The organism is Halalkalibacter oceani, from assembly GCF_040544555.1.
Taxonomy (GTDB): Bacteria; Bacillota; Bacilli; order Bacillales; family Bacillaceae_D; genus Halalkalibacter; species Halalkalibacter oceani.
Map to the genome: position 1 here is coordinate 1 of NZ_JBEPKD010000001.1, position 14121 is coordinate 14121.

The window sequence follows — 14121 nt, forward strand, 5'->3', positions numbered from 1 at the left end:
CCTTCCTCCAATACCTGAAGCGCTTCTACTTTTACTTCAATGGGAAACCTCTTCTGACCCATAAAAATACTCCCCTTTCGATCAACAGATTTTTTCTTTTTCATCTGTCTACCGAAAGGGGAGCATATCAATGCAAACCTTTTGCTTCAGGCTCTCTTTGTCTTTTTTCTGTACTAAACCCTTCGCTCAAGGCATATCGTGTTACAGATAGGATTTTGTTTTCATGATCTAGTTTCATGCACATTGGTTATTCGCCCTGCATAGGATGACAGTGAAGATTTTGACGAACCGCTTAGGCGTAAGCCGTGCCGTGCGTATGACGATGATATGAGAAAGAGGAGGGTTTAGTTTCATGTCTCAGACAGAAAATGGGTTTAACTATCGTGAGATTATTACAAAAGCGGTATGTGGAAAGGGTCGTAAATTCTCTGAAACGACTCATACGATTACCCCTGCACATAAACCGTCAAGCATTCTTGGCTGCTGGATCATTAACCATAAATACAGTGCTGAGAAAAAAGGTGAAAACGTAGAGGTAAAAGGCAGCTACGATATTAATGTGTGGTTTTCCTACAATAAGAATACAAAGACGGATGTCGCCACACAGACGGTCACGTATACAGATGTCATTGCACTTTCAATGAGAGATGAGAACGTATTATCAGCGGAGATGGACGTGATTGCCCGCGCCGTTCAACAGCCAAATACACTGGAAGCGACGATTTCGAAAAACGGAGCTAACGTTGAAGTACAGGTGGAACGGGAATTTATCGTCGAATGTATCGGAGAAACAAAGGTGGCCGTAGCGGTCAATCCGGACGGCTTACTTGAAGAGTTTACCGAGGATGACTACGTCGACGAAGTAAGCGACGAGGAATACGAGAACCTCGACCCGAACTTTCTCCATAAGGAATTTGAAAATTAATCAAACGGACTGACTCAAAAGTCGACGAACTTGAGTCAGTTCTTTTTTTAAAAGCCGCGAAGAATCCACCGCGGATGTAAGAATCGTTCCAGCTATGTTATAATAAAAATCACTGATCATGGAACGTGGAGGAACGAAGATGGCACAGCTAACCCCAATGATGAAGCAATACTTGGAGATAAAGGCTCAATATAAAGATGCCTTTTTATTTTTTCGCCTTGGTGATTTTTATGAAATGTTCTATGAAGATGCCAAGCTGGCAGCCGAAGAGCTGGAAATTACGTTAACCGGCCGTGGCCAGGGGCAGGGTGAGGAACGAATTCCGATGTGCGGCGTTCCCTATCACTCAGCCGATCAATACATATCCCGCCTGATTGAAAAAGGCTATAAAATCGCGATCTGCGAGCAGGTCGAGGACCCGAAGGAAGCAAAAGGCGTCGTCAAGCGCGAGGTCGTCAAGCTGCTGACGCCGGGCACGGTGATGGACGGCAATCAAATTAAAGAAAAAGAAAACAATTATTTAGTCGCGTTGACTTGCTTTGACGATCAAACATTCGGCCTTTCCCGCGCTGATTTAACGACCGGTGAATGCGCGGTGACGCTGATCGCAGATTTTGAGGAAGTGATCGCCGATATTACCGGCGCCCAGGCGAAGGAGCTCGTCGTTGCTGCCGACTTCTCGCCTGACTTACACAAACGGCTGGAGGAGAAATGGCCGCTTACGATCTCCGTCGAGGAGAAAACCGAGCTTGAGCCGGAGTATGCCGACCTGTGCACGGAGCTGTCTTCGGACAAGCTCGTTCAAAGTGTCGCAAGACTCGTAAACTATTTAATCCGCACGCAAAAGCGCTCCCTTGCTCATTTGCAGCGGGTCCGCTATTATGCGACGAATTCGTTTATGAAAATGGACACCCACACGCGCCGCAATCTCGAATTAACGGAATCGCTGCGGGAGAAAAAGAAGGCCGGTTCGCTGCTCGCCGTGATTGATCAGACAGTGACAGCGATGGGCGGGCGGCTTGTGAAAAGCTGGCTTGAGCGGCCGTTGCTGCAAAAGGAAGCGATTGAAGAACGGCTGGATGTCGTGTCAGCGTTTATTTCTGCCTACTTCGAGCGTGAGGAACTGCGCGAGCAGCTGCGCTATGTTTATGATCTGGAACGACTTTCCGGCCGGATCGCCTACGGAAGCGTCAATGCGAGAGAGCTTGTTCAGCTGAAGCGCTCCTTGCAAAGTATTCCGCTGATCAAGCAGACGATTACAGCGATTGATCCAAAGCTGGCAGCGCGCTGGTTCCGTGAGGATGAATTCATTGAAAAGCTCGTTGATTTACTCGAAACGAGCCTCGTCGATGATCCGCCGATTTCCGTCACCGAAGGCGGGATGATCCGCGACGGCTTTCATCAGGAGCTCGATTCCTATCGCGATGCAAGCAAAAACGGCAAGCAGTGGATCGCCGAGCTGGAGCAGAAAGAAAAGCGCGAGACCGGGGTGAAGTCGCTGAAAATCGGCTTTAACCGCGTCTTCGGCTACTATATTGAAGTGACGAGAGCGAACCTTCACCTGCTTCCGGAAGGGCGCTACGAGCGTAAGCAGACATTGACGAATGCCGAGCGCTTTATTACCCCTGAACTGAAGGAAAAAGAAGCGCTTATTTTAGAAGCGGAAGAAAAAATGGAGCAGCTGGAATATGAACTGTTCGTCGCTGTCCGCGAAGAAGCGAAGCAGTACGTTACCGCGATTCAGGCGCTGGCCCGGGCGATCAGTGAAATCGACGCTCTTGCTGGCTTTGCCGCTGTCAGTGAAACACGGCGCTATACGCGGCCGCAATTTTCACCGGACCGTCGCATTCATATCGTCGCCGGACGGCATCCTGTCGTCGAAACGGTGATTCCGAAAGGGCAGTATGTCGCCAATGATGTCATGATGGAGGAAGGCCGTGAAATGCTGCTCATTACCGGGCCGAACATGGCCGGGAAGAGCACGTATATGCGTCAGCTTGCTCTTTTGAGCATCATGGCGCAAATCGGCTGCTTTGTCCCGGCCGATCAGGCGGAATTGCCGGTTTTTGACCAGATGTTTACGAGAATCGGCGCCGCTGACGATTTAGCGAGCGGGCAAAGCACATTCATGGTTGAAATGCTGGAAACACGGTATGCGCTGACGAAAGCGACGGAAAACAGTCTGCTTCTGCTCGATGAAATCGGGCGCGGCACGTCAACCTATGACGGGATGGCTCTCGCTCAGGCGATCATTGAATACATTCATGATCATCTGCGGGCAAAGACGCTGTTTTCAACGCATTATCATGAACTGACCGCGCTTGAAAGCTCACTTGAGCATTTGACAAATGTCCATGTCTCCGCAGTGGAAGAGGATGGAACGGTCGTATTTTTGCATAAGGTGGTCGATGGACAGGCGGATCGTAGCTACGGGATTTATGTCGCGCAATTGGCCGAGCTGCCGGAAGAGGTCATCTCAAGGGCGGACGACCTGCTGCGGGAGCTGGAAAAGGACGGTGGACAAGCATGGCAGAGGCCGTCGCCTCAGCAAGTTGGTGAACAGCTGTCTTTGTTCGCGGAAGCGGCAATCGAGGAAACAGCGGCGACGACGGAACGAAAGCGCAAGCCGTCACGCCATGCTGAGAAGGAAGAAGCGGTGTTAAAGCAGCTGCGTGAGAAGGATGTTCTTCATATGACGCCAATTGAAGCGATCAGTTTTGTAAACGAGATGCAACGTTTATTAAAGTAATAGAGGGAAAACAAGAGAGGAGAGGGAGAGATGGCGAAAATTATCAAGCTCGATGATGCCCTTGCGAACAAAATCGCCGCCGGGGAAGTTGTCGAGCGACCCGCTTCGATCGTGAAGGAACTCGTTGAAAACTCGCTTGACGCTGGCAGTACACATATTTTGATTGAAATTGAAGAGGGCGGCTTGAGCTCGCTACGCGTTGTCGATAATGGGGAAGGCATACCAGAAGCAGACGTGGAAACAGCGTTTTTGCGTCATGCGACGAGCAAAATCAAAACAGATCGCGATTTGTTTCAGATTAAAAGCCTCGGCTTTCGCGGCGAAGCGCTGCCGAGTATCGCCTCTGTCTCCCATCTGACGTTGCAGACGAGCACGGGCGAAGGCGCGGGCGTGGAGCTGCGGCTTGAGGGCGGCGTGATCAAGCATAAAAAAGCGGCCCCGGCTCGAAAAGGGACCGACATTACGGTGACGAATTTATTTTACAATACACCGGCTCGGCTGAAGTATGTCAAAACCGTTCATACAGAAGCGGGCAACATTAGCGATATCGTCAATCGGCTGGCCCTCGCCCATCCGGATGTCGCCTTTGAATGCTATCACAATCAAAAGGAAATGCTGAAAACAGCAGGGAATGGTGACTTAAAACAAGTAGTGGCGGCGATTTATGGACGGAATGTCGCCCGCAGCATGCGCCCGTTCTCCGGAGAATCACTTGATTACACGATCGAAGGATATGCCGGATTGCCGGAGCTGACAAGGGCTTCACGTCAATATATGTCGATCTTTGTAAACGGCCGTTTTATCCGCAATTATGCACTGGCGCGGGCGATTCAGGACGGCTACCATACGCTTCTGCCAATTGGCCGGTATCCAATTGCCGTTGTCGCGATTTCGATGGATCCGCAGCTGATTGATGTCAACGTCCATCCGGCGAAGCTTGAGGTGCGCTTAAGTAAAGAGGAAGAGCTGGGCGAACTTTTAACAAAAACGATCCGTGCCATCTGGCAAAAGGAGCAGCTGATACCCGCAGCTGATCTGAACAGACGCAGTGAAGTTACTCCGTCGAAGCAAAGTGAGCAGCTCGCGCTTCAGCTTGACTACAAGCAGCCTGAAGCACCAACTCAGGCGCAGCAGGCTCAACTGAACGGCGAAGCCCCGGCGCCGGAACGCCATCAGGCGGAAGCCGTGCGCGAAACGCCTGCTCCCCCGCCAGCGCTTTATTCAGAAGTGGAAGAGCAGCAGACGGAAGCAGCTGTCCACGCAGAGGAGGAAGAATTCGTTGAAGCGCCTTCCGCCCCGCCTCAGCAGGCAATGAGCAGCGAAGAAGAAGCTGTCACGCCGGAAGCACAGGAGCGCGTGCCGGTTTTATATCCGGTTGGACAAATGCATGGGACCTACATCGTCGCGCAAAATGATACAGGGATGTATTTGATCGATCAGCACGCCGCTCAGGAACGGATTAAATATGAATATTATCGCGACAAAGTCGGTGACATTACGCCGCAGGTTCAGGAGCTGCTTTTGCCGATTACGCTCGAATGCACTGCTCAGGAAAAGGAAATTTTAACGGAGCATAAAGAGGCGTTGGCCGAGGTCGGGGTTTTTCTTGAAATATTCGGCACACAGGCGTTTATTATCAGGTCTCATCCGACGTGGCTCCCAAAAGGAGCAGAGGAAGAGACGATCCGGGAAATTATCGATTATTTGCTGACGCATCGCAAGGTCGACATCGCCAAGCTGCGCGAGGAAGCGGCGATTATGATGTCCTGCAAAGCGGCGATTAAAGCGAACCGGCATTTGCGCCAGGATGAAATGTTTGCGTTGCTTGAAGCGCTGAGAGCATGTCAGGATCCATTTACATGCCCGCACGGACGGCCGATCATCGTCCATTTCTCGACCTATGCGTTGGAAAAAATGTTTAAGCGAGTGATGTAAGGAAAGGAATGGAGTCAGGCGATGATTGTCACTACCGTGGAGAGAAATGCGAGACATGTCAGCGAAAAAGCCGAACAGATCGGTCGTAAGCTGAACAGTCCATTTATCGGCCGGGGAAAAAGCTCGGTCGAGGACTTGACGAAGCGCTACCGGACAGATGTGCTCGTCGTCGGAAAGCAAAGGCTGACCCTTTATCCGCAAGAAGGTGGAGAACCGTTTTATTATCATCCTAATTCGGCGATGTTTCGCGTCAAGCAGCTGCTTCGCTCCGGGCATGATCCGCTCGTTGAGGCGGCGGGCCTGCGGCCGGGGATGAGCGTGCTTGATTGTACGCTTGGACTGGCTGCTGACAGTCTTGTCGCCAAGGTCGCCGTTGGACGGGAAGGCTCGGTGACAGGACTTGAAGCGAATCCCGTCCTCGCTTTGATTGTTGCCGAAGGACTGAGACATTGGCAGGAAGGGAGCGGGGAGATGCTCTCGGCGATGAGAGAAGTCGACGTTGTTGCTGTTCATCATCTCGACTATTTACGTACCCTCCCCGATCAATCGGTTGACGTCGTCTATTTCGATCCGATGTTTGAAACGCATTTGCCGGCTTCAAGCGGGATCAGCGCACTGAAGCCCTTTGCCTGTCATGACGAGCTGACAGAGGCTGTGGTCGAAGAGGCCCTTCGGGTGAGCCGCTTTCGCGTTGTACTGAAGGATCATTGGCAGAGCAGCCGGTTCGCCCGCTTTTCTTTCCGTGTATGCAAAAGGCAGCATGCTGCTTTTCATTACGGTTACATTGAAAAAAGAAAAAGTGACACGAAGCACGTTTGAATTTTGACAAACAGGGAGAAGATGATGAAAAAGAAGCTAGTTGTCATAGTAGGTCCGACTGCCGTTGGAAAAACAGCACTCAGCATCAAGCTATGCCATAAATATAACGGCGAAGTGATCAGCGGTGATTCGATGCAGGTGTACAAAGGGCTTGACATCGGCACGGCAAAAGTGTCGACAGCCGAGCAGGAAGGCGTGCCGCACCATCTGATTGATATCAAGGACCCGTCGGAGCCGTTTTCCGTCGCCGAGTTCAAGGAACGCTGCGAGCCGCTGATTGAGCAGATTAATGCCGCGGGCCGCCTGCCGTTTCTCGTCGGTGGCACCGGCTTGTATGTTAATGCCGTCACAAAAGGCTACCAGCTTGAAACGCTGCCGGTCGACGAAGCTTACCGCAAGCAGCTGGAGGCGTTTGCTGAAGCTCACGGTAAAGAAGCGTTGCACGAGCGTTTGCGCAAGGCCGATGCCCGTGCAGCGGAGCTGATTCATCCGAACAACGTCAGACGTGTCATCCGCGCACTCGAAGTAACGAAGGTGACCGGCATACCGTTTTCAGCCCAGCAGCAGGACGAACGGCGTCACGATTCGCCTTATGAGCTGACCTATATCGGGCTGACGATGGAGCGGGAGCTGCTTTACAGGCGGATCAATCTACGGGTTGACCGGATGATCGCGGATGGGCTGGTCGAGGAAGCAAGGCGGCTTTATGATACGGGGCTTAGAACGGGCCAAGCCGTTCAGGCAATCGGCTATAAGGAGCTGTTTGCTTACTTTGACGGAGATTGCCCGTTTGATGAAGCGGTTGAGACGCTGAAGCAAAATTCACGGCGCTATGCCAAGCGGCAGCTGACATGGTTTCGCAACAAATCAGAAGCGAGCTGGTTTGATATGACGGCTGGTTTAACAGATCAAGTTTTTCACGAAATTTGTACATTTGTTGAAGGAAATAATTCTTCGATAGCGAAGTAAAGAGAGAGCCAATTAGAGGAGGACAATCCGATGAAACAACAACCTATCAATATTCAAGACCAGTTTTTAAATCAATTGCGAAAAGATAATATTGCCGTAACCGTGTTTTTATTAAATGGCTTTCAGCTGCGCGGACAGGTCAAAGGATTTGACAACTTTACGGTCATTTTGGAAACGGAAGGAAAGCAACAGCTTGTTTACAAGCATGCGATTTCAACGTTTGCTCCTCAACGCAATGTCCAGTTGAAGTCTGAAGCAGACTCAACTCTTTAACATAAAAGGAGTATGCCAAAAGGCGGCATGCTTCCTTTGAACACCTGCCGGAAGCAAGCTTCTTTTGTAAAGGAAGTTTCGACGCCGGTTAAAAGCTGTCTCAACTGTCTGGCTTCCCTTTTTTCGTTATGTAGTGCTGATTTTGCACGCCTTGCTCATGGCAAGGGCTTTTCAGTGACCGTCTCAAAAGGTAGTATTACCCTTCTGAGACGGTTTCTTTTTTCTTTCTCGACATTTCCTCGACGGTTTGTAAATAACGCTTCAACGAGAGAGGGGACGTATAGCCGATTCGGCTGATCAATTCGTCGCTCGTCATCCCTTGGCGGAGCTGTTCCAATATATAGGTGTTTCGCAATGTTTGGGCACTGATTCCTTTGCGCAGCCCGGCCCGCTTGACTTCCATCCGCAGCATTTTCTGCATGGCGATCACCGTCATCCGCTTCGGCTCGTCATCGTCATAGGACCAGTGAAAGGTCTTTCGTTTGAAATCAAACGCGACAAAGAAAGGATCGGTACTATGGTAGCGTGGCCGCACCGGTTCGGGAATCGTTTGGAAATAGCGGTAAGCGAGCTGTTTATCTCCATCTTCAAGCGTCAGCCGGCGCGACGGCTCCTCGTAACGGACGAGGATGTCGTTCGCTTCAAATTTGACATCACGGATCGAGAGGTGATGAACCTCGCGCAGGGATAAGCCATATTTCAGCATCAGCAGGACGATCAATTGATTGCGTTCGCGATAAAAAGGGAAGGTTTCCAGCTGTTGCTCGGACAGACCGCGCTCGGAGGAGAGGGTGTGTAAGAGCTGGCTTTTTTCTTTCGCTGTCAGCCACTCATCCTCGCCGAGAGGGGTTTCCGCCAGATTCGGCGGTTCCAGCTCAAGCACAGGGCGTAAATGCGAACGGCCGAGACTTGCCTCATAGCGGGCGAGCTGGCGTAAGACGCTGTGAATACGGCGAATCGTCCGGGTGTGATAGCGGCGCTCATACAGAAGCTCATTGAAAAACAGTTCCAGTTCGGCAGCACTGACTTCCTTTTGTTCAAGGGGCAGCTTGTCCGCCCTCGTTGTCCTGATCCAGCTGCAAAAATCGAGCAGATCATAACGGTAACGCTTCAGGGTTGACGGTTTCCTTCCTTGAAACGCAAGATACTGTAAATACTCTTCCATATAGTGGGCGAGCTCTATCGTCACATGCCTCCCTCCTCTCCCTTTTAAGTGTACTATCAGCTCCTCTTTTTGGAAAGAGAAGGTGTCGGCTTTTCTCATTTTCAGAAAAACGTCCACCTTCTTGTAACGGCTGCGCACATTGTTTCTAAGAAAGGGAAAGGGCGGCTTGCCACTTTTCTTAAAAGATAAGAATTTATAAAATTCAAGAGTCCCCTTTTCGTGGTTTCAAGCGAGTTGGAAAGCCTAATCAAAGAAGGGCGTCGGCTCTGCCCGTTACGCGTCTGTCTGAAAAACCCCCACTTTCAGACCTCCTCAAAAGATGGTAACGGCTTCGCGCGCCGCTTCTAAGAAAAACCGTCAGCGCTTTTTCAATCATTACTCACATGTTCGCCCATTTTTGCGTATATTGTAAAAGAAGCTATTTGTCTTACGCTGTAGATGGAGCGAAGGGGTGACAGCATGAATAACCCAGCACAGACAAGAAAACGTGGGCGCATCAATGTTGTGCTCAATCATAGAACGATCGACACGAACGATCAAATTGAGCCGTTTTTTCAATCAAAAGAGGAAAGAGAGCAGCATGAAATTTTACTGAAATTTGAGCAGGAGCTAGGTCAGTATGTCGGGCTTGAGCAAGTAAAGCGGCTGATTAAGGAAATATACGCCTGGCTTTATATTAACCAATGCCGAAAAGAAAAAGGGTTAAAGACAAACAAGCAAGTGCTGCACATGATTTTTAAAGGAAACCCTGGAACGGGTAAGACGACAGTTGCCCGGATTATCGCTTCTTTTCTCTTTGAAATGGAGGTGCTGACGAAAGGCCACTTTATTGAAGTAGAGCGGGCTGATCTTGTCGGGGAATACATCGGTCACACGGCGCAAAAAACCCGGGATGTCCTGAAAAAAGCCAACGGCGGGGTTCTGTTTATTGATGAAGCATATTCTCTCGCCAGGGGGGGCGAGAAGGACTTTGGCAAGGAAGCGATTGATACGTTAGTGAAAGCGATGGAGGATCATCAGCATGATTTCGTCCTGATTCTCGCCGGCTATTCGCGCGAGATGGACTACTTTCTTTCTTTAAATCCCGGACTGCCTTCCCGCTTTCCGATCGCGATTGACTTTCCGAATTATACGACCGACCAGCTGATGGAAATGGTGCACCGCATGCTGGAAGAGCGGGAGTATGAGCTGTCTAAGGACGGCGCTTATCACGTTAAGGAGCATTTGCGCAAAATTAGTCAGGAGCAGGAGCGAACGTTCAGTAACGGCCGCTATATTCGCAATATCATCGAGGAAGCGATACGCCTCCAGGCGGTGCGCTTATTGAGGGAGCAGCGCTATGACCGGGAGGCGCTGACGCAAATTAAACGCGAGGATTTTCAATTTCATTCGTCTCATGTCAAGCTGACGTGAGGGGGCTGTTAAAGCAGGATTGCCGGAGAGCTGGCGGTCCTGTTTTTTTACATGGACAAGCATGACTTCCTGCCTGTTTTTGAATTCTTTCCTGAATGTCTACAGCGGTAAGCCAAGTTTTACATAGAAATAAAATATGGAAGCAAAAAGGGGTGAAAAGAAATGAGCGAGGCACGAAAGGTGAAAATACTCGTCTTAATCAACAAGATTTGGGTTTATATAAAACACCGGCCGAAGATGGATATGATCCGCGCTCTCGAGAAATACGCCGATGTAAAGTACTGGCATGAAGAGGGAGATATCGAGGAAATTTTAGCCCGTTTGGATTTTCAGCCGGATTTTATTTTTCACTACGACATCGCTTGGAATTTCGGTTTAGCGCCAAAGATCACGGGCCTGGGTCAAATCGATATCCCTAAAGGGTGCTATGTGATTGATGTTGATTGGAAACCGGAGGAGCGGCGGAACTATTTCGACGAAAACAAAGTCGATATTATTTTTTCCGCGACGAAGCACCCGTTTTTACACAGGTTTCCCCAATACAGTGAGCGGCTTTGCTGGTGGCCGTGGGCAATCAATCCAGCTGTGATGAAGGATTGGAAAGAAAAGAAAGCTATTGATTCCTTATTAATGGGGCTCGTTTATATTGAAGACAAAAGTCATTTGCCCGCTGACAAAGCTCCAAAAGCAATGCCTGTAAAGGGAAGATATGCGTTTCGTGATGCCGTATTTGAAAGAATGCGAACAGAACCAGGCTTTGTTTATCAGCCTCACCCGGGCCATCGAGTCGTCGCTTTATCAGGCGATGAGGAGATTTTGGTCAATGAACGCTATGCGCGCGAATTAAATCGGGCCAAAATCTTTTATACATGTGGGAGCCGCAGCAGGGCAGGAGGAGTGGCGGTACTGAAGTTTTTTGAAGCGCTTGCCTGCAAAACATTACTATTGGCTGAAACGAATCAGGAAATTGCAGAGCTCGGTTTTGTCGACCAGGTTCATTATGTTGCCTGCACCGTCGATACATTTTATGAAAAAACCGAGTACTATTTAAAAAACGACGCAGAACGAAAGCGGATTAGTCAGGCAGGCTATGAATTTATTCACCGGCACCATACGATTGAGCAAAGAGCGAAACAGATGATTGAAGCGATTAAGGAAAAATGTCAAATCGGTTAATCAACTCGCCACTGCTCTCTCCTTCTGCTGCCGTTTCATGGTAAGATGAACAATGATTGTCCATACTAAATGGAAGACTAGCTGAAGGATGTGGAGTAGTGTGCAGGAAGTCCAGCAAAGGGAAACGGAAAAAGTTATTTTAGTCGGCTGTCAATTTACCGAGGATGATGACAGCTTTGCTCGTTCGTTGGATGAATTAGCAAGCCTCGTGAAAACAGCAAAGGGGACTGTCGTCGCGACCGTGACGCAAAAACGGCAGAAGGTCGAACCCTCCACTTACATTGGCCGGGGAAAGGTCGATGAAATTATCACATTAATTGAAGAAAAGCAGGCTGATACGATCGTCTTTAATGATGAACTGTCACCAAGTCAGGTGCGCAATATGCACGTTCGCACAAAGGTGACGATCATTGATCGCACGCAGTTAATTTTGGATATATTCGCCGCGCGGGCCCAATCGAGAGAAGGGAAGCTGCAGGTTGAGCTGGCACAGTTGTCGTATTTATTGCCACGCTTGGCTGGACAAGGGCTGGCCCTTTCACGGCAAGGTGGGGGGATCGGCTCAAAAGGACCGGGGGAAACCCAATTAGAATCCGATCGCAGACATATCCGTCGCCGGATGGATGAGATCAAGCATCAGCTGGAAGCCGTCGTTGGTCATCGCCAGCGCTACCGCGAACGGCGAAAACAGAATGAGGTATTGCAAATCGCGATTGTCGGCTATACGAATGCCGGAAAGTCGACACTGTTAAACCGCCTGACAGCGGCGGATACACTGGAGGAAAATCAGCTTTTTGCGACGCTTGATCCAACGACAAGACAGTTTGTTTTGCCAAGCGGCCTGCAGGTGCTTTTATCCGATACGGTCGGTTTTATCCAAGATCTTCCTACGACGCTTGTCGCCGCTTTTCGCTCAACATTGGAAGAGCTGCAGCACGCTCATTTGCTTCTGCATGTCGTCGACAGTTCCAATCCGGATTACCTCCAGCATGAGCGCACGGTGAAGACGTTAGTCGAAGAACTGGGGGCGGATAAGATTCCGCAGCTGTTGGTGTATAATAAAGCCGACGAGCAAGTCGCGGATTTCTTTCCGACGCGAACAGAGGATTCGGTTGAGGTCAGCGCATTTGATCAGGAAGATGTGACTGAATTAAAGCACGTCATTGAAGAAAAGCTTGTTGAGCAGCTCATGCCTTATCGAGTCATGCTTTCTCCTGACGAGGGACGTTTACTTGCGCGCTGCAAACAGGAAACATTGCGCAGTGTCCAGCAGTGGGATGAAGCGGAGGAGCGATACGAGGTAAGTGGCTATGTTAGCCAGCATACGGCATTAGGTCAAGAATTACGGAATCGGATGAAAGATGAGGAATAACAGAACATGTATAGTCAATTGCAACATCAAAAGCAGCTGAAAGAACTAACGGAAACGATTGAAAGAAACATTCATGCCCACCATCAGGAAATAGAAGCAATCGCCTGTGAAAATCAGGCAAAAGTGATGCGTTCTTTTCGCGAGCATCAAGTCGCTGATTTTCATTTTACTCCGTCAACCGGATACGGGTATGATGATAGCGGGCGTGATACGCTTGAGGCGATTTATGCAGATGTATTTGGAGGCGAGGCGGCGCTTGTCCGCCCGCAGATTATTTCAGGGACGCATGCGATTGCGACGGCTTTATTTGGACTATTGCGGCCGGGGGACGAGCTTTTGTATATTACAGGAAAGCCGTATGACACGCTGGAGGAAATCGTCGGCATTCGCGGAAACGGAAAAGGCTCGCTCAAGGATTTTCAAATTGAGTATGACGCGATTCCATTACTGGAGTCCGGCTGGATCGACGAACAACGAATTAAAGAAGCACTAAGCAACAAAACGAAGGTCATCGGCATTCAGCGCTCAAAAGGCTACGGCAACCGCCCCTCTTTTACGATCAGCCAAATCGAACAGATGATCAGCTTTATTCGCAGCTTAAAGAAAGACGCGATTATTTTCGTTGATAATTGCTACGGCGAATTTGTTGAAACGAAGGAGCCGTGTGATGTTGGCGCTGACATTATCGCCGGCTCGCTTATTAAAAATCCAGGCGGTGGCATCGTAAAGACAGGAGGCTACCTCGTTGGCAAGCAGGAGCTGATCGAGCTTGCTTCTTATCGACTCGCGGCTCCGGGAATTGGCGCGGAAGGCGGGGCGAGTTTGTACAGTTTGCTTGAGATGTACCAGGGCTTTTTCCTTGCGCCCCATGTCGTCTCGCAAGCGGTAAAAGGCGCTGTTTTCACCGCTGCGGCATTAGAAGCGCTTGGGATGGAAACGACACCGAGCTGGCAAACAAGGCGGACCGACCTGATTCAATCGGTCACCTTTCCAACAGCGGAAAAAATGATTACATTCTGTCAGGCAATCCAGGCCGCTTCGCCCGTAAACGCCCACGTCTCGCCGCAGCCAAGTCCGATGCCGGGTTATCAGGACAAAGTCATTATGGCGGCCGGGACCTTTATTCAAGGAGCGAGCATTGAACTGACTGCGGACGGACCGATCCGCCCTCCATATGTCGCGTACATACAAGGCGGGCTGACGTATGAGCATGTAAAAATTGCCGTACTGCAGGCGATTGATTCGATAATCGAACACAAAATCGACTAGCAGGCGTCGTGTTATGTAAAGAATGGCAATTTGATGTCAACTAACCTGACATCTGT

11 protein-coding genes are annotated in these 14121 nt (G+C 49.9%); 10 read left to right on the forward strand and 1 reads right to left on the reverse strand.

Going from position 1 to position 14121, the window contains the following annotated elements; all coding sequences use genetic code 11:
• Positions 1–352 precede the first annotated feature (352 nt).
• From ABMB67_RS00005 to hfq, 6 genes are all read left to right on the forward strand, one after another.
• Positions 353–925, forward strand: a complete 573-nt coding sequence (locus ABMB67_RS00005; protein WP_251222087.1) for an outer spore coat protein CotE — start codon at positions 353–355, stop codon at positions 923–925.
• A 139-nt stretch (positions 926–1064) separates the two neighbouring features.
• Positions 1065–3674, forward strand: coding sequence for a DNA mismatch repair protein MutS (mutS, locus tag ABMB67_RS00010; RefSeq protein WP_354570721.1), 2610 nt, complete (start codon positions 1065–1067; stop codon positions 3672–3674).
• Between the two features lie 30 nt (positions 3675–3704).
• The gene (gene mutL, locus ABMB67_RS00015) at positions 3705–5609 is read left to right on the forward strand and encodes a DNA mismatch repair endonuclease MutL (RefSeq protein ID WP_251222089.1); all 1905 of its coding nucleotides are present in this window, start codon (positions 3705–3707) and stop codon (positions 5607–5609) included.
• Positions 5610–5630: 21 nt separating this feature from the next.
• Positions 5631–6428 carry a class I SAM-dependent methyltransferase gene (locus ABMB67_RS00020; RefSeq protein ID WP_354570722.1) on the forward strand — a complete coding sequence of 266 codons (798 nt, stop codon included), beginning with the start codon at positions 5631–5633 and terminating at the stop codon, positions 6426–6428.
• A 24-nt stretch (positions 6429–6452) separates the two neighbouring features.
• Positions 6453–7397: a tRNA (adenosine(37)-N6)-dimethylallyltransferase MiaA gene (gene miaA / locus ABMB67_RS00025; RefSeq protein ID WP_354570723.1), complete on the forward strand. Its 945-nt coding sequence runs from the start codon at positions 6453–6455 to the stop codon at positions 7395–7397.
• A gap of 30 nt (positions 7398–7427) precedes the next feature.
• Positions 7428–7670: an RNA chaperone Hfq gene (hfq, locus tag ABMB67_RS00030; RefSeq protein ID WP_251194064.1), complete on the forward strand. Its 243-nt coding sequence runs from the start codon at positions 7428–7430 to the stop codon at positions 7668–7670.
• Positions 7671–7866: 196 nt separating this feature from the next.
• Here the strand turns inward: hfq and ABMB67_RS00035 are convergent, their stop codons facing one another.
• Positions 7867–8859, reverse strand: coding sequence for a tyrosine-type recombinase/integrase (locus ABMB67_RS00035; protein ID WP_251222092.1), 993 nt, complete (start codon positions 8857–8859; stop codon positions 7867–7869).
• A gap of 435 nt (positions 8860–9294) precedes the next feature.
• On the opposite strand from ABMB67_RS00035, the gene spoVK reads away from it, so the two are divergent.
• The 4 genes from spoVK to ABMB67_RS00055 all read left to right on the forward strand — a co-directional run bounded on the left by spoVK (position 9295) and on the right by ABMB67_RS00055 (position 14065).
• Entirely contained in the window at positions 9295–10248 is a 954-nt protein-coding gene (gene spoVK, locus ABMB67_RS00040; protein ID WP_354570724.1) for a stage V sporulation protein K, read from the forward strand.
• Between the two features lie 162 nt (positions 10249–10410).
• Positions 10411–11424 (forward strand): glycosyltransferase family protein, encoded by a 1014-nt coding sequence (locus ABMB67_RS00045; protein WP_354570725.1) that lies wholly within the window; start codon positions 10411–10413, stop codon positions 11422–11424.
• 100 nt (positions 11425–11524) lie between these two features.
• Entirely contained in the window at positions 11525–12796 is a 1272-nt protein-coding gene (hflX, locus tag ABMB67_RS00050; RefSeq protein WP_354570726.1) for a GTPase HflX, read from the forward strand.
• A 6-nt stretch (positions 12797–12802) separates the two neighbouring features.
• Positions 12803–14065: a methionine gamma-lyase family protein gene (locus tag ABMB67_RS00055; protein WP_354570727.1), complete on the forward strand. Its 1263-nt coding sequence runs from the start codon at positions 12803–12805 to the stop codon at positions 14063–14065.
• The last annotated feature ends 56 nt before the right edge of the window (positions 14066–14121 follow it).